Raw genomic sequence first — 22641 nt, 5'->3', positions numbered from 1 at the left:
CCATGGGGTGGAGGTGGATGATGACGGGTGCGCGCCGCGCGGGCGGGATCGTCGCCGCAGTGATCGTCCTCGGGTCTGCGCTGGCGGGCGGCGCAGGCGTCTCCGGGGCCGCGGCGCCGGCGGCCGTCCAGCGCTTCGTGCTGGTGCCGGGGGAATCCCAGGCGCTGTACCGGGTCGGCGAGACGCTGTTCCGGGAGGGCAATCGGTTCAACGTCGCCGTGGGAGTGACCACCGCGGTGCGGGGGGAGATCCTGGTGGACCGCGCCTCTCCCGCCAACAGCCGTGTGGGTCCGATCCAGGTGGACATCAGCCAGCTGCGCTCCGACAGCCCCCGCCGGGACGCCGCCATCCGCGAGCGCTGGCTGGAGTCGGCGCGCTTTCCGACGGCCGAGTTCACGTCGACCCGGATCGACGGCCTGCCGGCGCGGTACGAGGACGGCCGCGAGGTGTCGCTGCGCGTCACGGGCGACTTGAAAATCCGGGAGGTGGTCAGACCGGTGACATTTGCGGCTACCGTGCGCCTGACAGGGCAGGAGCTGCGGGGCGTGGCCACCGCCCGGATCTTGATGACCGACTTCGGATTCGAGCCTCCGTCGATCTTGGGCGTGCTGCGGGCCCAGAACGAGGTGGAGATCGAGGTGCGCTTCGTGGCCCGGCCGGCCCCCTGAGCGGGATCGGCTGAACCGCGGAAAACGGCGGGAGGAGATGGTGAGGCCCCTGGGTCCAGGTCGTAACGGCGGACGGGTTCCGCCGGGGGTGCTGGCGGCGGTCGGCGTCCTGCTGATCGTGACGGGAGGGGCGCTGGCGCTGCGGGCCTCCGGCGCCCCGACTCCCCAGGCGATCCTGGCGCAGGCGGCACCGGCGATCGCGGTGGTGCGGGCGACGGTGGACGGCCGCCCGGTCTCCGGCAGCGCGTTCGTGATCGATCGGGACGGCTGGCTGCTCACCGCCGCCCACGTCGTCCGCCGCGCCGCCGGCATCCGCGTCGAGCTGTCCGGGCGGACGCCGCTGGAGGCGCGCCTGGCAGGTTACGATGCTACCCGGGATCTGGCCGTGCTGCGGGTGCCCGCCTCGGATCTGCCCGCCCTCTCCCTGGCCGGCCGGCCGCCGCGGGTCGGCGAGCCGGTCGTGGCCGTCGCGCCCCGAGCCCGGGCAGACGAGGTGCGGGCCGGGCAGGTGGTGGGCACCGACGTCAGCGTGCCCGGACTGGCCCGCGGAGCGTTCCTGCGGGTAAGCATCCCCGCGCGCCCGGGCATGTCGGGCGGGCCACTGCTGAACGTGCGCGCGGAAGTCGTGGGGGTGGTGGTGGCCTTCTCGGTGGATGCCTCCGGACGGCGGGGCGGGCTGGCCGTCTCTGTGGCGGCGGTGCGGGACGTTCTGCCGGCGCTGCGCGCCGGCGCCCGGGTAGAGCGGGCGTGGCTGGGTGTGGCCGGCGACCCGGGCGCCCGCGGCCCGGGACCGGAGGGGGCGGCGATCCGGCAGGTTCTGCCCGGTACCCCCGCGGCGTCGGCCGGCCTGCGGCCCGGCGACGTGATCGTGGAGGTGGACGGAGCGCCTGTCCGGTCGTGGGACGATCTGCTGGTGGCGATCGGTGACCGCCGTCCCGGCCAGCGGGTGCAAGTGGTGGTCGTTCGGGGCGGACAGCGCGTGGCACTGGCGGTGACCCTGGGCGTGCGCCCCTGAGGCAGTCCGGCGTGTCCGGGCTGCGCTGCGGGGCCGTCCTGGCAGGGGCGCGGCGGTCGGTGGTATGGTGAAGTCGCCGGTGTGACGATGGCCACGATCCTGGTCGTGGAAGACGAGGCGGAGATCGCGGCTCTGCTGCGCTCGTATCTGGAGCGCGACGGCCATCGGGTCCTGGCGGTCGCCGACGGCGAAGCGGCGCTGCGCCAGATGGACGACGTCCTTCCCGATCTGGTCGTCCTGGACATCATGCTGCCCCGTCTGGACGGGTGGGAGGTCCTGCGCCGCCTGCGGGCCACGGCGACGGTCCCGGTCATCATGCTGACGGCGCGGGACCAGGAGGAGGACAAGGTCCGGGGCCTGGAGCTGGGGGCCGACGACTACGTCACCAAGCCCTTCAGCCCCCGGGAGGTGGCGGCCCGGGTGCGGGCGGTCCTGCGCCGCAACCGCCATGAGGGACGCGACGCGCTGCAGGTGGGCGACCTGACCATCGACTTCCGCGCCCAGGAGGTCCGCCGACAGGGCGAGGTGGTGCGCCTCACGCCCACCGAGTGGAGGCTGCTGGAGGTCCTGGCCGGCCACCCGGGCCGGGTCTTCACCCGGATGCAGCTGATCGACCGGGTCTACGGCTACGCCTTCGAAGGGTTCGAGCGGACCATCGACGCCCACATCAAGAACCTGCGCCAGAAGATCGAGCCCGCCTCGCGGGAGCCCCGGTACATCCTCACCGTCTACGGGGCGGGCTACAAATTCGTCTCGCCCGCCCATGGATAGCCCGTCGCGCCGGTCCCCGTCCCTGCAGGTCCAGCTGGCCCTGGCCTTTGCGGTCGTGGCGCTCCTGTCGGTGGGCGTGGTGGCCTTCTGGGCGCGGCAGATCACCGCCTGGCAGATCGCCGCCTACCACGAGCGCATCCGGCGGGGGGAAGTCTCCTGGTTGCTGGACCAGCCTCGCCCGGTGCGGGAGGGCTTCGTGCGGGGGGTCAAGCCCGCCCTGTTCGCCGCGTCCCAGCGGGTGTTTCTGGCCAACTTCAACCGGTCGTTGTGGCTGGCGGGAGGCACCGCCGGCCTGCTGGCCGTCGTGGCGGGCGTGATTCTGGCGCGCCGCCTGTCCCGCCCCCTGCGGGATCTGCACGACGCAGTGGTGGCGGTCGCCGCCGGCCACCTGGACCGGGAGCTGCGCCTGCACGGCGGCGGTGAGCTGGAGGACGTGGCCGCGGCCTTCAACCGGATGGCCCGCCGGCTGCGGGAGAGCGAGCGGCAGCGCCGGGAGCTGCTGGCCGCCATCGCCCACGAGCTCCGCACGCCCCTGGCCATCATCGAGGGGAATTTGGAGGCCATCCTGGACGGCGTGCGCGAGCCCACGCCCGACCTGGTGGCCATGCTGCACACCCAGAGCGCCCTGCTCAACCAGCTGATCACCGACCTGCGGGACCTGACCCTGGCCGACGCGGGACAGCTGCAGCTGCACCGTCGCCCGGTGGACCTGGCCGACCTGTGCCGGGAGTCGGTGGAGGCCATGGCGCTGTGGATCGGCGAGCGCCAGGTCCGGGTGGACGTGCGGACCGCGGGCGACACGACCGCCGACGTGGACCCGGCGCGGATGCGGCAGGTGGTGCAGAACCTGCTGCACAACGCCGTGCGGTTCACGCCTCCGGGAGGGCAGGTGACGATGACCGTCGGGGATGGGGTGCGGGCGGACCGGCGGTGGGTGACGCTGGTGGTGGATGACGAGGGCCCCGGCATCCCGCCCGCCGATCTGGACCACGTCTTTGAGCCCTTCTACCGGGCGGACCCGTCCCGCTCCCGCGCCACCGGAGGGAGCGGGCTGGGGCTGGCCGTCGTGAAGAGGCTGGTGGAGGTCCACGGCGGGGAGGTGTCCGTGGAGAACCGGCCGGGAGGGGGCAGCCGCTTCACCGTGCGGCTACCTGCCCGGGCGTCCTGACGATACGGGTCGGCGGGCGCGGGCGGAGCGGCCCCGCCCGCCGCCTCTGTGGTCGAGGCCGTGGAGTGGGAGGGGCTGTGAGGCACAGAGGTCTGGGGGTCGCCGTGGTGGTGGCGCTGGCGGCGTCAGGAGCGCACGCGCAGCCGGCGGTGTCATTGCAGGCCGCGGTGGAGATGGCGGTGGCCAGGCATCCCGCGGTGACGGCCGCCCGGCAGGCGCTGGAGGCGGCGCGGGCGCGGCTCGCTCAGATCCGCGCCGGCCGCGCCCCCCAGGTGGCCGTGGTGGTGGAGTCGGCCTACGGCACGACCCGGGCAGCTCCGTCGGCGCCGACGTGGACCGCCACCGGCGAGGTCCGGGCGTCGCTGGAGCTGGTGAACCTGCTGGTCCGCTACCAGGTCGAGCAGGCCGAGGCCGCGGTGCGCGCCGCGGAGGCGGCGGTGCAGCAGGCCCGGCAGGACGTTGCCCTGGCCGCCGCCCAGGCGTACTTTGCCGTGCTGCGGGCGCGGGCGGTGGTGACCGCCCGGGAGGCCGCCGTGGAGCGCGCCGAGGCCCAGGTGCGCCAGGCCGAAGCGCAGGCCGCAGCCGGCGTCGCCGCGCGGGCCGACGTCCTGCAGGCCCGGGCGGCGCTGGCGGCGGCGGAGGTGGATCTGATCGCCGCCCGCAATCAGGTGGACACCGCTGTGGCGCAGCTGCGGTCCGCGGTGGGAGTGCCCCTGACCGAGCCGGTGGAGGTCGCACCGTCCGAGCCTCCCTCGGTGCCTGTGCTCACCCGCGAGGAGGCCGTGGCGCGCTCGGGCGACCGGCCCGACGTGCGCCGGGCCGAGTGTGACGTGGAGGCGGCCCGCGCCGCCCTGGCCCTGGCCGAGGCCCAGGCGCGTCCGGCCGTGGTGGTGGCGGCCACCTCCTCCGCCGGGCTGCTGAACGGGAGCCCGCTGACCTGGCAAGTGGCGGCCACCGTGTCGTATCCCCTTGTGGACGGCGGCCGGGCGCAGGCCGCCGTGGTGGAGGCGCGGGCCAACCTGGCGGCGGCCCAGGCCCGGCTGGCTCAGGCGCGTCAGGCCGCCGAGCTGGACGCGCTGACCGCGTGGGTGGCGCTGGCCGACGCCCGCGCGCGGGTGGACGCGGCCCGGGTCAGCGAGGCTGCGGCGGGGGAGGCCCTGCGGGCGGCCGAAGGCCGCTATCAGGCCGGGGTGGGGACGATCGTGGAGGTTCTGGCCGCCCGCGCGACGTTCCAGTCCGCCGTCCTGGCGCGCATCCAGGCGGAGTTCGACGTCCAGGCCGCCGCCGCGCGGCTGCGCCACGCGATCGGGAGGCCGGTGGTGGGAGGCGAGCCATGAGGCGGTGGTGGGTGGCGGGCGTGGTGATGGTGCTGGTGGCGGCGTCCGCGCTGACCCTGGCCCGGAGACGGAGCGACCAGTCCGCCGCGCCCCCCATGCGGACGGCGCCGGTGACCCGGGGAACGGTGACGGTGACCGTGACCGGGACCGGCACGGTGGAGCCGGCGGCGCTGGTGGAGGTGCGCTCGCGGGCCACGGGGCGGGTCACCCGGGTCGCGGTGGACGAAGGGCAGCCGGTGCGCCGCGGGCAGGTCCTGGTCGAGCTGGACGACCCCGACGCCCGCGCGGCGGCCGAGGCGGCCCGGGCCGCGCTGCAGTCGGCCCTGGCGGCGGAGGCGTCGGCGCGGGCGCGGCTGGCGCAGTTGCGGGCCGGTCCTTCGGCCGCCGAGATCGCCCAGGCCGCCGAGGCCGTGGCCCAGGCCGAGGCGACTCTGGCCCGGGCGCGGGACACGCTGGCGCGGCAGGAGCGGCTGCTGGCCGAGGGCTATGTGGCGCAGGCGGTGGTGGACCAGGCCCGCGCGGAGGTCGAGATCGCCGCATCCCAGCTCCGGGCGGCGCGGGCGCGGCTGGCGGATCTGCGGGCGACGCCCCGCCCGGAGGACGTGGCGCAGGCCGAGGCGGCGGTGCGGCAGGCCGCCGCGCAGGTTCAACAGGTCCGGGCAACCCTGCGCCAGGCGGAGGAGCGTCTGGGCGAGACCCGGATCACCGCGCCCATCGACGGGGTGGTAGTGCAGAAGGCGGTGGACGTGGGCCAGACCGTGATCGGCGGCGGCGGGGTGGGAGGCACCCTGGTCATCGTCCTGGCCCGGGTGGATCCCCTGTACGCCACCGTGTACGTGGACGAGGCCGACGTGGCTGGCATCCGCCCCGGCATGCCGGTCACCCTGACCGCCGACGCGCTGCCCGAACAGGCGGTCCGCGGCCGGGTGGTGCGGATCGCCGCCCGGGCGGTGGTGAACCAGAACGTCACCCAGTTCGCGGTAAAGGTGGCGCTGGAGGATCCGCCGCCGGCTCTGCGGCTGGGGATGACCGTGGACGCCGAGTTTGTGGTCGCCCGGGCCGCCGACGTGCTGGTGGTGCCCCGGGAGGCGGTGCGGGGGACGACTGTGACCGTCGTCCGCAACGGGCGTCTGGAGCCTCGCCGGGTCCGCGCCGGGCTGTCCGACGGCCGCCTGGTGGAGGTGCGCGAGGGGCTGGCCGAAGGCGAGGTGGTGTTCCTGGGCTACGGCCGGCCGCAGTCCCCCGAGGTGCAGGGGCGGTCGCCGTTCACCCCGCAGTTCGGTCCGCGGCAGGCCCCGGGAGGGAGCCGGCGGTGAGCCTGCTGGTCCTGCGGGATGTCCACAAGACGTACCGGATGGACAGCGTGGAGGTGCACGCCCTGCGGGGGATCTCCCTGGAGGTGCGGGCGGGCGAGTTCGTGGCGGTGATGGGGCCGTCCGGGTCGGGCAAGTCCACCTTCCTGCACATCCTGGGCCTGCTGGACCGGCCCAGCGCCGGCGTCTACCTGCTGGACGGCCAGGACACCCGGGGGCTCACCGACGCGCAGCTCGCGCGCCTGCGCAACCGCACGATCGGCTTTGTCTTTCAGACCTACAACCTGCTGCCCCGCACCTCCGCCCTGGAGAACGTGGAGATGCCCCTGATCTACGCCCGGGCGCCGAACCGGCGGGCGCTGGCCGAGCAGGCCCTGCGGGCGGTGGGACTGGAAGCCCGCATGCACCACCTGCCCTCCCAGCTGTCAGGCGGAGAGCAGCAGCGGGTGGCCATCGCCCGCGCCCTGGTGACCCGGCCGCAGGTGATCCTGGCCGACGAGCCCACCGGCAACCTGGACAGCCGCACCGGGGAGGAGATCATGGGCCTGCTGCAGGAGCTGCACGAGCGCGGGCAGACCATCGTCCTGGTCACCCACGACCCCGAGGTGGCCCGCTACGCCCAGCGGGTGGTGTCTTTCCGGGACGGGAGGGTCGTGGGCGATGAGCCGGTGCGCGACCGGCGCCGGCGGCGGGAGGACGTGGCATGGTCGCCGCCATCGTGAAGGTGGCCCTGCGGGCGATCCGGGCCAATGCCCTCCGCAGCGCCCTGACGGCCCTGGGGGTCATCATCGGGGTGGCCGCGGTGGTGGCCATGCTGGCCCTGGGGACGGGTGCCCGCGCCGCGGTGGCCCGACAGGTGCAGGCGCTGGGCAGCAACCTGCTGGTCGTGTTCCCGGGCAGCGTGGGCTTGGGCGGGGTGCAGCTGGGTCTGGGGGCCGGCCAGACCCTCACCTGGGAGGACGCCCTGGCCGTGCGGGAACAGGTCCCCCAGGTGGAGGACGTGACCGCAGAGTTCGGCCGCACCGCCCAGGTGGTGGCCGCGTCCGCCAACACCGCCACCCAGGTGATCGGCGTCACCCCGTCGTACCAGGAGGTGCGCAACCACTACGTGGTCCGGGGAGCGTTCTTCACCGACGAGGACATGCGCACGCGGGCCCGGGTGGCGGTGCTGGGCCCAGCGGTGGTGGAGACCCTGTTCGGCTCGGCCGACGCCGACCCCGTGGGCAGCCGGATCCGCATCAACCGCGTCCCGTTCACCGTCATCGGTGTTCTGGAGGCCAAAGGGGCCGCCCCCGGCCCCGGCGGCAGCCGCGACGACGTGGTCCTGGTTCCCTTGTCGACGGCCCAGAAGCGGCTGTTCGGCGTGACCAACGTGCGCCAGATCTACATCAAGGTCCGCAGCGCCGACCAGATGTCGGCCGCCCAGGCGAGGGTGGAGGAGGTCCTGCGGGCGCGCCACCGCCTCCGCCCGGGGGAGGACAACGACTTCCGCATCTTCAACCAGGCGGACATCCTGGGCGCCCTGGAGGGTGTGAGCCGCACCATGACGCTGCTGCTGGGCGGGATCGCCGCGGTCTCGTTGCTGGTGGGCGGGATCGGCATCATGAACATCATGCTGGTCTCGGTCACCGAGCGCACCCGGGAGATCGGCCTGCGCAAGGCCGTGGGCGCCACCCGGGCGGACATCCTGCTGCAGTTTCTGGTGGAGGCGGTCCTGCTGGCCGCGGGCGGCGGGGTGGCGGGGCTGGCCCTGGGGGTGGCAGGCGCGCGGATGCTGACCCGCGCGTTCGGGTGGGCGACGGTCCTCGCCCCCGGGGGCGTCCTGCTGGCCCTGGCGTTCGCGGTGGCCGTGGGCGTCTTCTTCGGCTACTACCCCGCCCGCCGGGCGGCGGCCCTGGACCCCATCGTGGCCCTGCGGTACGAATGAGGCTCAGGTGGCCATCATCTACGTCGAGGACCTGGTCAAGCGCTTTGGGCCGGTCACCGCGGTGGCGGGGGTGACGTTTGCGGTCGAGGAGGGGGAGATCTTCGGCTTTCTGGGTCCCAACGGCGCCGGCAAAACCACCACCATCCGGATCCTGGCCACCCTCGCCCGGCCGACGGCCGGCCGTGCAGTCCTCAACGGCTACGACGTGGTCCGGCAGCCCCAGCAGGTGCGCCGGTCCATCGGCATCGTCTTCCAGGACCCCAGCCTCGACAACCGGCTGACGGCCGAGCAGAACCTGCGTTTCCACGCCATGCTGTACGGGGTCCCGCCGGCGGTGGCGGCGAGGCGGATCGACGAGGTCCTGGCCATGGTGGATCTGGCCGACCGCCGCCGCGCCTTGGTGGCGACGTTTTCGGGTGGGATGAAACGGCGGCTGGAGATCGCCCGGGGCCTGCTGCACCATCCCCGGGTCCTGTTCCTGGATGAGCCCACCCTGGGTTTGGACCCCCAGACCCGCGCCCGCATCTGGGAGTATGTGCGGGACCTGCGGCGGCGGGAGGGGGTCACGGTGTTCATGACCACCCACTACATGGACGAGGCCGAACACTGCGACCGCATCGGGATCATCGACCACGGGGGCGTGGTGGCACTGGACACCCCCGAGGCCCTCAAGGCCCGGGTGGGCGGCGACGTCATCACCCTGACCGCTCCCGATCCTCCCGCCCTGGCGGCCGCCCTGCGGGAGCGCTTCGGCACCGATGCCCGGGTGACCGACGGGAAGGTGATCCTGGAGAGGTCTGACGGCGCGTCCTTCGTCCCCGAGGTCGTCCGCGCCTTCCCGCGCTGGGTGGAGGCGGTGACGGTGCAGCGGCCGACCCTGGAGGACGTGTTTCTCAAGCTTACCGGGCATGCCATCCGGGACGAGGAAGCGTCTCCCGTGGACCGGATGCGCCTGCACGCCCGGGTCTGGAGGCGGTCGTGATGGAAGCTCGCAGGGACTCGGATGGGTCCGAGATCGGCACCTGGCGCCACGAGGTGCGGGCGGTGTTCGCGGTGTGGCTGCGCGAGGTGATCCGTTTCACCGCCGAGCGGGTCCGCCTGGTGGGCGCGCTGGGGCAGCCCCTGATCTACCTGGTGGTCATGGGCACGGGTGTGGGGGCGACCTTCCGCGCCGCGGCCGCGCCGGCGGGGTTTGACTACCGCACCTTCATCTTCCCGGGGGTGCTGGGGATGACGGTTCTGTTCACAGCGCTGTTCTCCGCCGTGTCGGTGATCTGGGACCGGGAGTTCGGCTTTCTCAAGGAGATCCTGGTGGCCCCGGTGTCCCGGGCCAGCATCGTCCTGGGCAAGGCCCTGGGAGGCGCCACGGTGGCGTGGGTCCAGGGGACGCTGCTGCTGGCGCTGACGCCGCTGGTGGGCATCCAGGTCGCCCCGGGCCAGCTGGTGCGCCTGTGGGTCGTCATGTTTGTGATGGCGTTCGCGCTGACCAGCCTGGGACTGGCCATTGCGGCGCGGATGTCCAGCATGGAGGGCTTCCAGGTGGTCATGAACTTCCTGGTGGTGCCCATGTGGTTGCTGTCGGGAGCCTTCTTCCCCCTACGGGGGGTCCCCGGGTGGATGGCGACCCTGATGCGGGTGAATCCCCTCACCTACGGAGTGGACGCCCTGCGGGGCGTGCTGTACGAGGGGTCGGCTCTGGCGGCGGCCCTCGTGGCCCACCCGTACGCGGCCGACCTGACGGTGGTGGCCGGCGTGGCCGCGGTCACCTGCGTGGCGGCCCTGGCGGCGTTTCGGCCGGCGGAAGCCTAGCGTCCGCGGGGACGGGGAGGAACCGCCGGCTCCGGCGGACAATCATTCGCATCGATCGCCCCGGGGAGGAGGACGCGATGGCCGACAGGCTCCACGTGCTGATCGAATACTGCGCCGAGTGAGGGTATCAGGGACACGCCGCCCGTGTGGCGGAGGAGATCCTCACAGACCACTGGGAACACATCAGCCGGCTGGAGATCGTGCCCTTCACCGACGGCCGGTTCGTGGTGAAGGTGAACGGCCGGGAAGTCTTCAGCAAGCGCGAGGCCGGACGCTTTCCCGCCAAGGGCGAGGCCACCAAGCTGGTGGCCCAGGTCCGCTAGCGGCGCGCGGGACGTCGGGCGCGCTCTCCGGGGGACGCGGGGGAACACGGGACCCGGGAGGCCGCGACTCCCTCGTCCTCCGATCGTCGGGGCCGGGGCGCATACGCGCGCAGTCTCGCCGGCGGCTGACGGGCCAGCCGACGACCTGCGGGAGGTCGGCCTGAAGCCGCGGTGGCTGCCCGGCCCGACCGGTAGAACTCGCACACGATGCGCGCCCCTCAGGCCGTCCCCGCCCGCAAGAGTCGGCCGCTTCTCCTCCGCGCCGCCACGGGGGTGTGGATGGCGGCCGTCCTGGTGGCTTCCCTGCTGCCCCCCTCCCTGGGCGGGCGGGGCGGCGCCGTCTGGCATGTGGTCGGGTACGGCGTTCTGGCGGTGCTGCTGGCGACCTGGCAGCCGGTAGGGCGGGCGGCGGCGTTCGCCTGGGGGTACGGGCTGCTGCTGGAGCTCCTGCAGGGCGTGACGCCTTCCCGGTCGGCGGAGGTTGGGGATCTGGTCGTGAACGCGGCCGCGGTGGGCGTGGCACTGCTCGTCCGCGCCGCGCTCAGGAGTGCCCGGCGATGAACGGCGCTCCCTGGTGGCGGGGATCCCGCGGCGAATGGTGGGTGGTCGCCCAGGGAGTCCTGCTGGTATCCCTGGCGGCGGCCCCGCCGCTGGGGCCGCGTCTGGTGCCCCGGGCCCCCTGGGCGGTGGCGGCCGCCTTCCTGCTGGCGGCGGGCGGGGTCGTCTTTCTGGTTGCCGGGGCGCGCGCCCTGGGCCGATCGCTGTCCCCGTTGCCGGTGCCGCGCCCGGGAGCGCGGCTGGTGCGCCACGGCATCTACCGGAAGGTGCGCCATCCCATCTACACGGGAGTGATCCTGCTGGCCGGCGGGTGGGCGGTGTATCGGGGCAGCGCGCTCCACCTGACCCTCGCCCTGGCGGTGGCGGCTTTCTTCGGGGCGAAGGCGTCCCGGGAGGAACGCTGGCTGGCCCGGCACTACGCGGAGTACGACGACTACCGGCGCGCCACGCGGCGCTTTTTGCCCTGGTTGTGCTGAGCGAGCGGTGGGACGTGCCGGTGGGGGCCGCTCCCTGCGCGCGGCCGCCCCGGGAGGGATCCTCAGCGGGCCGGCTGGACGTGCTCGCGGAGGCGGCGGACGGTGGTGGGCAGGACCATCCGCAGGCGGTGGTCGGGGAACCGGCCGGCGATGCGCTCGACCAGCGCGTCGTCGTCCAGCCCCTCCGCCACACCCTCCCGCACGACCCGTTCCACCTCGTCGTGGTAGCGGGCCTGGGCGTCCAGCAGTTCGGCCCCGCCCGGCGCGCCATGGCCCGGGATGAACACGTCGGCGTCCAGGGCCGCCAGCGCGCGCAGCCCCTGGCGGAGGCCGGGCAGGGAGGCGTGCTCGTAGTTGACGTGGTAGCCGGCAAAGACCAGGTCCCCGCAGATGGCCACGCGCTCGTCGGGCAGGAACAGGAACGTGTCGCCCGGGGTGTGTCCCCATCCGGGGTGCCACAGTTCCACCTCCAGGCCTCCCAGGTGCACCACCAGCCCCTCGTCGTAGACCACCTGGGGCAGAACCGGCGAGGCGTCGGCGAACAGGGGTGCGAGGGTGGGGTCCGCGCGGCGACTGCTGAGCAGCGCCGGGTGCTCCTCGGCCATGCGCTCCCGACAGGCCCGGTGGGCGAGGACGGCCGCGCCGGGAAAGGCCGCCGCGCCCCAGGTGTGGTCGGTGTGGTGGTGGGTGAAGGCCACGAACCGCACCGGCGCCGCGGTGCGCTCCCGTACCGCCTCGGCGATCTGCCGGCCCAGCGCCGGGGAGATCAGGGGGTCCACCACCAGCACGGCGTCCGCGCCGATGAGGGCGACGGCGTTGGCGCCGTAGGCGGTGGCCATCCCGTCTCCTCCGGCGGTGTACACCACCACCGACGGGCGTACCTCGGTCTCGTGCAGGTCAATGGCCACATAGGGGTATTCGGGTCGCCCCCCGACCGTCCCTGTGCCCCCCGCCCGGGTCGCTCACACAGATGTAAGGGCGCCCTCACGCACCTGTAAGCGCACGCCGCCTGCGGCCGTGGAAGAATCGCCCGTGGAGGGCAGGCAGCCCATCCTGCCGTGGAGGTGACGGAGATGAGGTGGACGTGGATCGGCCTGCGGCTGCTGGTGGTTCTGGTGGCGGTGGCCGGGACCTTGACCCCGGCGGTCCAGGCGACGGCCCAACCCCGGGTCACCGTGGAGGAGTCGGTGACCACCGATCCCCAGGGGAACCGGGTGGTGACCGAGCGGACCTTTGTGGACGGGGCGCTGGTGAAGGTCGAGGTCAAGGTCTTCAGCCCGCAGGGTGTGCTCCTGAGCAAGACCGAGGAGGTGTTCCAGAACGGCCAGGTGGTCAGCCGGGAGGTGGTCACCGTTTCCAACGGGGTGACCACGAAGGTGGAACAGGAATTCGAAAACGGTGTCCTGGTGGGGGAGGAGCGCGAAGTCCTCAACGCCCGGGGGGAGACGATCCACAAGGTCGAGACCGGGTTCGACGCCGCCGGCCAGGTGGTCGAGATGGAGGAACGCCTCCTGGTGGTCCAGGACGGCCAGCGGGTGGAGATCCGGCGGGAGTGGCGCCTGCGCAACGGCGTGCTGGTCCTGGTGGAGGAACAGCGGCGGGTTCTGTCGGACTCCGGCGGCCGCGGGCCGGGCGGGGCGGGCTCCGGCGACCGGGATGACGAGGACGACGATCATGACGACGACGATGACGACGATCACGACGCCGATGACGACCATGACGACGACCGCAGCGGCAGCAATTCGGGCAGCCACTGACGGCTGCCGATCGGACGGGCGTACCCGCGGCGCGGGACCACCCGCGCCGCGGCCCTTTCGGCGGGGGCAGGCCGACTAGGATCCCCCGCGGCGGGGCAGACTACTGTCGGCAGCCGGCCTGTCCCGGACTCTGCCGCCGGCTGCCTGGGAGGGGATCCCGATGGAGAACCTTCGCCGCGTCGGCGGGGAGGCCGGGGTGCTGGCGGGAATCGCCACGGCCCTGCTGTTTGTGGGCCTGGTATGGTTCTTCCCCCAGGCCGGGCTGCCTCTGGCCGACCAGACCAACCCCCACAAGTACATCGCCTTCATCACCAAGCACCAGGTCCTGTTCTGGCTGGTGAATGTCCTGGGAGGCCTGCTGGCCGCCCTGATGAGCGCCGTCCTGTTCCTGGCGCTGGGGGACCGGTTCGGGGACGAGGCGCCGGCCAGCGCCCGGATCGGCCCCCTGTTCGGCATCGGAGGCGCCGTGGGATTCGGCGCGGCCGCCCTGATCCGTCAGGTGGGCTACAGCGCCGCGGCCGCCATCTACCGCGGCAACCAGGCGGGAGCGGCGAACATGTTCCGGTCCCTGCAGGGCGTGGAGATGTCCATGTTCGCGCTGGGCCAAGTGGCCGTGGGGTTGGGCGCCATCGTGCTGGGGGTGGTGATGCTGCGCACCAAGAACTACGCCGGCGTGGGCTACCTCAGCGCCGTGGCCGGCACCACCATGTTCCTGGGCGGGTTCATCCCCCACGTGGTGCTGTTCGTGTCCAGTTTCGCCCTGATGACGGTGTGGTTCGTCTGGAGCGCGCTCGTCATGCGCGCCGAGGCGGGGCCTGCCTTCGTCCGGTGGGGTGCCCGGTCCCGCGCGCCCGAACGGAAGGCGGCGTGACTGAGAGGGAAAGGGAGGAAGGAAGAGGGGTGGACGGGGGGCCGGGGAGCCGGCCCCCAGTCGTCTGTGCGTCAGCGGAGTCCATCCCCGGCCGGGCCGGAGGCTTCCACCACGGTGAACGACCCGGACATCTGCTGGCCGTCGGCGAACACCACCGTGATGGTGACGATGTAGCGCACCCCGGGTACCACGTCCGCCGGCCCGAAGGTGTACGAAAACCGCCCGTCGTCACCCGCCCGCACCATGTCCGCCACGCTGACCGGCGTCGCTCCGGAGGCGTACTGCACGGTGACGTACACCACCGCCCCCGGCTCCGTCCGGCCCTCGATGGTGAAGGGCGACCGGACCACCTCCCGGTCCCGCGGCGCCAGGAGGACCAGCCGCGGCCGGACGGCCGGAGCCGCGCCTGTGCCGGGAGACTGTGGCGGGGGACTCGGGGCCGGGGTGGCCGCGGAGGCTTCGGGCGGCGCGGGGGAGACCTCCTCGGCCGGCGGCGGTGAGGGCGGCGGGGGCGGAGCAGCGGCCTGCTGCCGGGTCCACTGGCGGGCGAGCCGGGTCTCCGAAGGCTGGGCCGTCATGTAGTCGGTGGGCTCGGTGCCCCGGATGAATGCCTCCCGGCGCGGGTCGTCGCAGCTGCTCGTGGCGCGCAGGCCCGAGGTGCCGCACACGGTCACCGTCACGACGCCCGGCGGCTCGGGCCAGTCGTCGGGCGGATAGCGCCCGACAGCCGCCTGCATGAACGCCCGCCAGATGCGCGCGGGCACCGTCGCCCCCACCACCTTCACCATGGGGGAGTTATCGTCGTTACCCACCCACACCGAGGTCACCAGGTACGGGGTGTATCCGATGAACCAGGCGTTGCGGTAGTCGTCGGTGGTGCCGGTCTTGCCCGCCAGCGGCCGCCCCAGGGCAGCTCCCCGGCCGGTCCCCCGCAGGATGACCCCCTTGAGGATGTCGGTCATCACGTAGGCGTACTCGGGCGGCACCACCAGTTCCCGCCGGGGCGCGTGCTCCTCCAGGACCTGGCCCAGGCGGTCCTCCACCCGCAGGATGGCCAGCGGCTCGGCGCGGACTCCCAGGGCCGCCAGCACGCCATAGGCGGAGGTCAGCTCCAGTGGGGTGACCTCGGAGGACCCCAGAGCCAGGGACAGGTCCGGCCGCAGGGGGCTGCGGATACCCATCTTCTGGGCCAGCCGGGCCACCCGCACCGGCCCCACCTGCTCCAGGGTGCGGATGGCGGGGATGTTGATGGACCGCTCCAGGGCCTGGCGCATGCGCACCGGGCCGGCGAACTCCTCGGTGTAATTCTTGGGCTTCCAGATCCCCTGGGGGGTGTCGTACTCGATGGGCTCGTCCACGATGATGGTGGTCGGCGGCATGCCCTGCATGAGGGCGGCCAGATACACGAAGGGCTTGAAGGCCGAGCCCGGCTGGCGGCGGGCCTGCCATGCCCGGTTGAACTGGCTGTGGGCAAAGTCGTAGCCGCCGATCATGGCCAGGATGTGCCCCGTCTGGGGGTCCAGCGCCACCAGGGCGCCCTGGGTGACGTTCAGCTGCGCGGTCCGGGCCGCCTCAATGCCCCGGCGGACCGCCCGCTCGGCCTCGGCCTGCAGGGCCGGGTCCAGGGTCGTGTACACCCTCAGCCCGCCCGTGTAGACCGTCTCCTCCCCGTACCGCTCCAGCAGCTGGGGCAGGATGTAGGAGATGAAGTAGGGGGCCCGCACGCCCACCAGACCCGCGTTGCCTTCCGGCTGCAGGCGCAGCCGCTCGGCGGCGGCTGCGGCGGCCTGCTGGCGGGTGATGTAGCCGAGGGCGGCCATGCGCTGGAGGACCAGGGACTGGCGCCGCCGGGCGGGGACAGGGTCCCGGAACGGGTCGTAGGCCGACGGGGCCCGGATCAGCCCGGCGAGGAAGGCGCTTTCGGCCAGGGTCAGGTCCCCGGCGGGCTTGCCGAAGTAGATGCGGGCGGCCATCTGCACCCCGTAGGCGCCGTGGCCGAAGTACACCTCGTTCAGGTACCGTTCCAGGATCTCGTCCTTGGTCAGCCGCCGCTCGATCTCCACCGCCAGGACCATCTCCGCCAGCTTGCGGCTGAGGGCACGGCGCCGGGTCAGAAACAGCGACCGCGCCAGCTGCTGGGTGATGGTGCTGCCGCCCTCCACGATCTCGCGGGCCAGCAGGTTGCGCCACACGGCGCGCACGGTGCCGCGGATGTCCACCCCGGGGTGGGAGTAGAAGCGTTCGTCCTCGATGGCGATGACGGCCCGGCGCAGCGTCAGGGGAATCTCGCCCAGCGGCAGGACCACGCGGTTTTCCCGGTACAGGCTGGCGATGAGCTCTCCGTTGCGGGCGTAGACGCGCGTGGCCTCCCCGGGCGGCGTGTAGATGGGCGAGATGTCGGGCAGGTGGCGCACGAGCCCCAGGATCACGCCCACCAGCAGCCCGGACCCCGCCGCGGCCACCACGGCGACGAGGGCCGCGGCCGCCAGGATGAGGCGGCGCCGCCGGGGAGGAAGCGGCGGGAGCCGCCACCTCCGGGTGTGGACCACGGAGCCGGGGATCGTCATCGGACGCTGGGTGGTAGTTCGCCGGTCGCCCGCGGCCGCCTGCCGCGGGGGGCCCGGCCGTACCGGGGCCTGCGCCTCCGCAGCGGATGTGCCCCCTCTTCTGACCCTCGTAGACCGGCGGGTGTGGGGTCGGCCGGGCGCGGGCATGGGAGTGGGTGGAGGCGGACGGATGAGGTCGTACCGCGCGGGCCTCGCGGTGGCGGCGTCGGCGCTGGTGATCCTGCTGGCCCCGGCGGGCCTTCGCGCCCAGCCCGCTTCCCCGCCTGCGGTCTACCTGATCACCGTGGTCGTGCGTCCCGGGGACACCCTGTGGAGCATCGCCCGCCGGTACGGGGTCACGGTGGAGGCCATCGTCCGCGCCAACGGCCTGTCCGACCCCCACCGGATCTATGTCGGCCAGCGGCTGGCCATCCCGGTCCCGGCGCGCCTCCCGCCCGACCGCGGGACCGCGCCGGCGGACTTTGTGTGGCCGCTACGCGGGGAGGTCCTGTCGGGCTTCGGCGCGCGGGGCGGCGCCCGCCACGACGGGGTCGACATCGCGGGAGAGCACGGCGCGCCCGTGGTGGCGGCGCGGGCCGGGCGCGTGGCCCACGCGGGGTGGTACTACGCCTACGGGCTCACCGTGATCGTCGACCACGGGGATGGTCTGCAGACCCTGTACGGCCACCTGTCGTCGCTGCTGGTGCGGGCGGGAGACGCGGTGCGCGCGGGGCAGCCCATCGCCCGGGTGGGGTGCACGGGCCGGTGCAGCGGGTCCCACCTGCACTTTGAGATCCGGGTCCGGGGGCGGGCGGTGGACCCGTCGCCCTACCTGGCAGGTCGGCCTCCGGTTCCGGGACCCGCTGCGACGTCCGCCAGCAGCCGGTCCGGCCCGGCGGGGGGCCGATCGGAGGGGCCGACGACCGTCGAGTCGGTCGTCGTGGAAGGCGACACCGTCGTCCGCACCGTGGACACCTTCCGCGGGGGCCGGCTGGTGGCGCGACGGGAAGAGGTGGTCACGGCGTGGGGCGGGTTGCGTCGGCGGGTGGTGCGGGAGTACCGGGTGGAGGGCGGCGTGCCCGTCCTGGTCAGCGAGCGAGTAGCGGTGGAAGAGGAACAGCGGGACTAGGCGCCGGCCAGCAGGCCCGTTCCTCCGGCATCGCCCCTCGCCGCCGCAGACGCGACATCGGGGTCTGACCCCAATTTCCCGATGGTATAGCCGGGTCGGATCACGGGGGGAGGGCCGGCGCGGGCCGACTGCCACCGGGGACCCTCCCTGTGGCGTCGGGCGCAATGCCACGGAATAGCGCGACGACGCCCCGCGTTAAGACGGGTGTGGAGGTGACAGGGTGCGGATCGTACCGTTAGCTTTCACCGACGACGCGCACCAGCCGTCCCCCGGCCGCCAGGTGGACGACGGGGAAGCCCTGGATGCCTACTCCCGCGCCGTGGTGGCCGCGGTGGAGCTCGTCGGTCCGGCGGTGGTCAGCGTGGGGATGGCCCGCCGGGCTCCGGATCCCTGGCGCCGGCGCGGCCTGCCGGAGATGCGCGGCGCCGGCAGCGGCGTCCTCATCGCCCCCGACGGCTACATCCTGACCAACAGCCACGTGGTGCGGGGAGCCGACCGGATCGAGGTCCGCCTGCCCGACGGACAGGAGATGATCGCCGAGCTGGTCGGCGATGACCCCCACACCGACCTGGCCGTGGTGCGCGTCCCGGGCACGGGACTGCCCTGCGCGGAGCTGGGAGACTCGTCCGCGCTGCGGGTCGGCCAGCTGGTGATCGCCATCGGCAACCCGCTGGGGTTCCAGGCGACGGTCACCACCGGGGTCGTGAGCGCCCTGGGGCGCACCCTGCGGGCCCAGACCGGCCGGCTCATCGAGAACGTCATCCAGACCGACGCGGCTCTCAACCCCGGCAGCTCCGGCGGGCCCCTCGTGGACTTCCGGGGACGGGTGGTGGGCATCAACACCGCCATCATCCTGGGATCCCAGGGCATCTGCTTCGCCATCCCCAGCAACACCGCCCGCTGGGTGGCCGGCCAGCTGATTCGCGACGGTCGCGTGCGGCGCAGCTACCTGGGCGTGGCCGGGCAGGCGGTCCGCCTGCCGCCGGGCGCTGGCGGGCCCGCGCCGGCGGCGGCCGTACGCGTGGTGGAGGTCCAGCCGGGGACCGCGGCCGAGGCGGCCGGCCTGCGGCCGGGCGACGTGATCCTGCGGGCAGGGCAGACGCCTACCGCCTCCCCGGACGATCTTCAGCGGATCCTGGGCCGCCACCCCGTGGGCCAGTCCCTGGAGCTGGAGATCCTGCGGGATGGCAGGCGCCTGTCGGTGGTGGCGGTGCCCACCGAGCTGCCCGACGACCTGTAAGGAGGCGCCCGGGCCGGTGGCGGGCCTCCGGGCCCGGAGGAAAGGCCTGCGCGGCGGCCCCGTACCCGTTGTCACGCCACGCCGCGGGGCTCACCTCCGGGACTCAGGCCGGGGGCGTCTGCCGCACCAGAGCGCGCACCGCCTCCGCCGAATCCATCTGCAGGGCGCGCCGGGCGAGGTCGCGGGCCACATCCAGCGACCACCGGCGAATGACGGCCTTGGCCGCGGGGATCGCCTGGGGGGCCATGCTGAACTCGTCCAGCCCCAGCCCCAGCAGGATCGGGATGGCCTCAGGATCCCCGGCCAGCTCTCCGCAGAGGCCGACCCACCGGCCGGCTGCGTGTCCCTCCTCGATCACCCGCTGGATCTGGCGCAGGACCGCCGGGTGGATGGCGTCGCCCAGCGCGGCCACCCTCTCGTTGCCCCGGTCGGCGGCCAGGGTGTACTGGGTCAGGTCGTTGGTCCCGATGGAGAAGAAGTCGACTTCCCGGGCAAAGATGTCCGCCAGAATCGCCGCCGACGGCACCTCCACCATCATCCCCACCTGGACGCGCTCGGCCACCGGATGACCGGCGGCGCGGACCTCCTGGGCCGCCTGGGCCAGCGCCGCCTGGGCCCGGCGCAGCTCGTCGGGAGTGGCGATCAGGGGGAACATGATGCGCAGGTCGTGGCCCGGGCTCGCCCGCAGCAGCGCCCGCAGCTGGGGCAGGAACAGGTCCGGCCGCTGCAGGCTGATCCGGATGGCCCGCCAGCCCAGAAAGGGGTTGGCTTCGGCGGGCATCGGGAGGTAGGGCAGGGGCTTGTCTCCGCCGATGTCCAGGGTGCGGATCACCACCGGCCGGGTGCCCATGACCTCCAGGATGGCCCGGTAGGCGGCCAGCTGCTCCTCCTCGGAGGGAGGGGTCCGGCGGTTGAGGTACAGAAACTCGGTCCGCACCAGGCCGATGCCTTCGGCGCCCTGGCGCAACGCCTCGGCCGCCTCCTCGACGGCGCCCACGTTGGCCACCACCTCGACCCGGCGGCCGTCGCGGGTGCGGGCGGGCTCTGCGGCCGCCCGCACCTCGTCCTGCCGGCGGCGGCTGTCGGCCGCCTCGCGCGCGGCGAACTCCTCCACCGCGGCCGCATCCGGGTCCACCACCACCTGGCCGCGCGTCCCGTCCACCAGCAGCCGGGTCCCCTCACGCACCTGCAGGATCGCCGGGCCGATGCCGACCACCGCCGGTTTGCCCCACGCGCGGGCCAGGATGGCGGTGTGGGAGGTGGGGCCGCCCTCGGCGGTGCAGAAGGCCCGCACCCGCGCCACGTCCAGCGCGGCCAGCTGGGAAGGTGCCAGGTCACGGGCGACGATCACCGCCGGGGCCGCCGGCAGCGGCCCGGCCCGCTGCCGCCCCAGCAGGTGGTCCAGCACGCGCCAGCCCACGTCGCGCACGTCAGCCGCCCGGGCCCGCAGGGTCGGATCGGGCAGCTGCTGCAGCTGGCGGGCGAAGTGCTCCACCGCGTCCATCCAGGCCGCCTCGGCGTTGACGCCCCTCTCCAGCGCGGCCTGGACCAGGCCCAGCAGGGCGCTGTCGTCCAGGAACAGCAGGTGGGCGTCGAAGATGGCCGCCTCCGCCGGCCCCGCCTCCGTCGCCACCTTCTCCCGCAGCCGGCGGATCTGGTCCCGGGCGGCGGCCCGGGCGGCGTCCAGGCGCGCGCGCTCGTCCTCCGGCCGGCAGCCGGTCCGGCGGGGAATCTCCACGGGCACCTCTTCCCACAGCACGGCCGGCCCCGAGGCCAGTCCCGGGGCGGCGGCGATGCCGGTGAGGGTGCGGGAGGAAGACACGCAGGATCAGTGGCATGCGGCGGCGCCGGCGGCCGCGGCCGCCGGCGCCGCATCCAGCCTCCCTGCTACTTCGACCGGCCGCCTGCCGATGCCTTCACCGGCGACCAGCCTCGCTCCACGTAGGCCCGCTGGAACCAGCTGGCCAGGGCGATCAGGACCAGGGCTGCCACCACCACTCCGATGATGCCAATGCTCCGGGCCAGGTTGCCCACCACGATGCCGTACCAGGCAAAGTCGGTGTCGCCGAAGGTGGTGTTGGCGAACCCCAGCGCTCCCAGGACCTTCAGCAGGAATGCCGGCAGGAACGTGATCAGCACGCCGTTGGCGAATCCGCCCCACGCGGCCCCCCACCGGCCGCCGGTGGCGTTGCCGAACACGCCGGCGGTGCCGCCGGTGAAGAAGTGGGGCACCATGCCCGGCAGGATGAGCGCCAGCGCCCAGGCGCTGCCCAGCCAGACGGCGATGAGCCCCAGGCTCACCAGCCCGCCGAGCACGCTGGTGAGAAAGCCGATCAGGACCGCATTGGGAGCGTAAGGGAACGCCACCGGGCAGTCCAGGGCCGGCAGGGCGCCGGGCACCACCCGCTCGGCGATGCCGGCAAACGCCGGAACGATCTCGCCGATGATGGTGCGCACGCCCAGCAGAATGACCGCCACGCCCACGCCGAAGTTCAGGGCGTTGAGGACCTGGGCCATCAGGTACGCGGCCACCGTGGTGCCTTCGGCCAGGCCCACGCCCTTGATGGCCATGGCGGCTCCCACCCGGGCGAGGTACCACAGGGCGAAGACCAGGTAGATGATGAACATGGCCACCGCGGTGCCCACCATGGGCTCCCGCAGGAAGCGCAGGCTGGCCGGGAACTCAATCTCCTCGGTGCTGCGGCCCTTGCGCCCGGTCACCCGGGTGACCAGCTGGCCCATCAGGCCCCCGGCGATGTAGCCCAGAGAGCCGAAGTGGCCCATGGCGATCTTCTCGCCGCCGGTGACCGCCCGCATCCACGGGTGGGCGAAGGCCGGCATGATGACCATGATGGTGCCCAGCAGAAACGCCCCCACGATGACGGCCACGGTGCCGCCGATGCCCACCGTCACCAGGATCACGGCCAGCATGGTGGCCATGTAGAAGATGTGGTGGCCGGTGAGGAAGACGTAGCGGAGGTTGGTGAGCCGGGCGATCAGGAGGCTGGCGAAGAAGCCGACGAACATCAGCCAGGCCGTCAGCGCCCCGTACTCCCGCTGGGCGAGCGCGACGATGGCCTCGTTGGTGGGGACCACGCCGCGGGCTCCGGTGGCGCCCAGGATCAGCTTGCCCAGAGGATCCAGGGCATTGATGACGGTGACGGCCCCCACCACCAGGATCAGGAACCCCATGGTGGCCTTGACGGTGCCGCCGATCACCTGGCTCCAGGGCCGCCGCAGGGCAATCAATCCCACGGCGGTCATCAGCCCCACCAGGTAGTAGGGCTTGCTGAAGATCTCGTCGACGAAGAACTTGATGATGGCCACGATCACCTGCATGCTTCTCCCCCCTCTGGCCCGCATCCGGGCGACCGACGCGCCCGGGGGCTCGCAGTGACCTGCCCGCAGGCCGTGCCGCTCTCACCCCCTCCCCGCGCCGCCGGCCCGCCCCTAGGAGGGGGCCAGCGCCGCCCGCAGTTTGTCCACCATCTCCGACAGGTCCACGAAGTTGGTGATGGTCACCACCCGCGCCCGGACCGGCCCCAGCTGCTCGGCCAGTTCCTTGGACGTGATGATGAGGTCGGCGTTCTGGGCCAGGCCGCGGGCCACGTTGATGTCGGCCACCTCCAGGTCGGCCTCCACCCCCAGCTGGCGCAGCGCCTTTTCCGCCTGCATGCGCAGCAGCAGCCCGCTGCCCAGCCCCATGCCGCACACCGCCAGAATGCGCATCGCC

At 73.5% G+C, this 22641-nt stretch carries 21 protein-coding genes and 1 pseudogene; 17 read left to right on the top strand and 5 right to left on the bottom strand.

Annotated features, from left to right (window positions below; all coding sequences use genetic code 11):
• Nucleotides 1-17: 17 nt before the first annotated feature.
• The 13 genes and pseudogenes from RB150_06670 to RB150_06610 all read left to right on the top strand — a co-directional run bounded on the left by RB150_06670 (nt 18) and on the right by RB150_06610 (nt 11365).
• On the top strand, nt 18-668 hold the full coding sequence (locus tag RB150_06670; GenBank protein MDQ7820216.1) for a YceI family protein: 651 nt from the start codon (nt 18-20) through the stop codon (nt 666-668).
• A gap of 37 nt (nt 669-705) precedes the next feature.
• Nucleotides 706-1683 carry a trypsin-like peptidase domain-containing protein gene (locus RB150_06665; GenBank protein ID MDQ7820215.1) on the top strand — a complete coding sequence of 326 codons (978 nt, stop codon included), beginning with the start codon at nt 706-708 and terminating at the stop codon, nt 1681-1683.
• An 87-nt stretch (nt 1684-1770) separates the two neighbouring features.
• Complete coding sequence (locus tag RB150_06660; protein ID MDQ7820214.1) at nt 1771-2454, top strand: response regulator transcription factor; 684 nt, start codon at nt 1771-1773, stop codon at nt 2452-2454.
• Nucleotides 2447-3622: an ATP-binding protein gene (locus tag RB150_06655; GenBank protein MDQ7820213.1), complete on the top strand. Its 1176-nt coding sequence runs from the start codon at nt 2447-2449 to the stop codon at nt 3620-3622. The genes RB150_06660 and RB150_06655 overlap by 8 nt, the downstream gene beginning before the upstream one ends.
• 77 nt (nt 3623-3699) lie before the next feature.
• Nucleotides 3700-4959: a TolC family protein gene (locus RB150_06650; GenBank protein MDQ7820212.1), complete on the top strand. Its 1260-nt coding sequence runs from the start codon at nt 3700-3702 to the stop codon at nt 4957-4959.
• Nucleotides 4956-6275 (top strand): efflux RND transporter periplasmic adaptor subunit, encoded by a 1320-nt coding sequence (locus tag RB150_06645; protein ID MDQ7820211.1) that lies wholly within the window; start codon nt 4956-4958, stop codon nt 6273-6275. Before RB150_06650 ends, RB150_06645 begins: the two co-directional genes overlap by 4 nt.
• A 2-nt stretch (nt 6276-6277) precedes the next feature.
• Entirely contained in the window at nt 6278-6994 is a 717-nt protein-coding gene (locus tag RB150_06640; protein MDQ7820210.1) for an ABC transporter ATP-binding protein, read from the top strand.
• Complete coding sequence (locus tag RB150_06635) at nt 6976-8199, top strand: ABC transporter permease (GenBank protein ID MDQ7820209.1); 1224 nt, start codon at nt 6976-6978, stop codon at nt 8197-8199. The genes RB150_06640 and RB150_06635 overlap by 19 nt, the downstream gene beginning before the upstream one ends.
• 7 nt (nt 8200-8206) lie before the next feature.
• Entirely contained in the window at nt 8207-9181 is a 975-nt protein-coding gene (locus tag RB150_06630) for an ATP-binding cassette domain-containing protein (GenBank protein ID MDQ7820208.1), read from the top strand.
• A complete protein-coding gene (locus tag RB150_06625; GenBank protein ID MDQ7820207.1) occupies nt 9181-10008 on the top strand; it encodes an ABC transporter permease in 828 nt (275 codons plus the stop codon). Before RB150_06630 ends, RB150_06625 begins: the two co-directional genes overlap by 1 nt.
• Before the next feature lie 134 nt (nt 10009-10142).
• Nucleotides 10143-10331, top strand: a pseudogene (locus RB150_06620) (Rdx family protein).
• A 207-nt stretch (nt 10332-10538) separates the two neighbouring features.
• Nucleotides 10539-10892, top strand: a complete 354-nt coding sequence (locus RB150_06615; protein MDQ7820206.1) for a hypothetical protein — start codon at nt 10539-10541, stop codon at nt 10890-10892.
• Nucleotides 10889-11365, top strand: coding sequence for an isoprenylcysteine carboxylmethyltransferase family protein (locus RB150_06610; GenBank protein MDQ7820205.1), 477 nt, complete (start codon nt 10889-10891; stop codon nt 11363-11365). Before RB150_06615 ends, RB150_06610 begins: the two co-directional genes overlap by 4 nt.
• A 62-nt stretch (nt 11366-11427) precedes the next feature.
• On the opposite strand, the gene RB150_06605 is transcribed toward RB150_06610, so the two are convergent.
• Complete coding sequence (locus RB150_06605; GenBank protein MDQ7820204.1) at nt 11428-12273, bottom strand: MBL fold metallo-hydrolase; 846 nt, start codon at nt 12271-12273, stop codon at nt 11428-11430.
• 165 nt (nt 12274-12438) lie between these two features.
• Between RB150_06605 and RB150_06600 the strand changes: the two genes are divergently transcribed.
• Both RB150_06600 and RB150_06595 read left to right on the top strand, forming a co-directional pair.
• The gene (locus tag RB150_06600) at nt 12439-13122 is read left to right on the top strand and encodes a hypothetical protein (GenBank protein ID MDQ7820203.1); all 684 of its coding nucleotides are present in this window, start codon (nt 12439-12441) and stop codon (nt 13120-13122) included.
• A 160-nt stretch (nt 13123-13282) separates the two neighbouring features.
• Nucleotides 13283-13993: a hypothetical protein gene (locus RB150_06595; protein ID MDQ7820202.1), complete on the top strand. Its 711-nt coding sequence runs from the start codon at nt 13283-13285 to the stop codon at nt 13991-13993.
• Nucleotides 13994-14064: 71 nt separating this feature from the next.
• Here the strand turns inward: RB150_06595 and RB150_06590 are convergent, their stop codons facing one another.
• Nucleotides 14065-16560 (bottom strand): PBP1A family penicillin-binding protein, encoded by a 2496-nt coding sequence (locus tag RB150_06590; protein ID MDQ7820201.1) that lies wholly within the window; start codon nt 16558-16560, stop codon nt 14065-14067.
• Nucleotides 16561-16729: 169 nt separating this feature from the next.
• Between RB150_06590 and RB150_06585 the strand changes: the two genes are divergently transcribed.
• A complete protein-coding gene (locus RB150_06585) occupies nt 16730-17668 on the top strand; it encodes a LysM peptidoglycan-binding domain-containing M23 family metallopeptidase (protein ID MDQ7820200.1) in 939 nt (312 codons plus the stop codon).
• 220 nt (nt 17669-17888) lie between these two features.
• On the top strand, nt 17889-18908 hold the full coding sequence (locus RB150_06580) for a trypsin-like peptidase domain-containing protein (protein MDQ7820199.1): 1020 nt from the start codon (nt 17889-17891) through the stop codon (nt 18906-18908).
• Between the two features lie 103 nt (nt 18909-19011).
• Here the strand turns inward: RB150_06580 and ptsP are convergent, their stop codons facing one another.
• From ptsP to RB150_06565, 3 genes are all read right to left on the bottom strand, one after another.
• Entirely contained in the window at nt 19012-20730 is a 1719-nt protein-coding gene (gene ptsP / locus RB150_06575; protein MDQ7820198.1) for a phosphoenolpyruvate--protein phosphotransferase, read from the bottom strand.
• Between the two features lie 65 nt (nt 20731-20795).
• Entirely contained in the window at nt 20796-22247 is a 1452-nt protein-coding gene (locus RB150_06570; GenBank protein ID MDQ7820197.1) for a PTS ascorbate transporter subunit IIC, read from the bottom strand.
• Nucleotides 22248-22358: 111 nt separating this feature from the next.
• A complete protein-coding gene (locus tag RB150_06565; protein ID MDQ7820196.1) occupies nt 22359-22637 on the bottom strand; it encodes a PTS sugar transporter subunit IIB in 279 nt (92 codons plus the stop codon).
• Between the last annotated feature and the right edge of the window lie 4 nt (nt 22638-22641).

The organism is Armatimonadota bacterium (assembly GCA_031081675.1).
Lineage (GTDB): Bacteria > Sysuimicrobiota > Sysuimicrobiia > Sysuimicrobiales > Kaftiobacteriaceae > Calidihabitans > Calidihabitans tengchongensis.
This window is presented reverse-complemented; position numbering and strand designations above follow the sequence as displayed.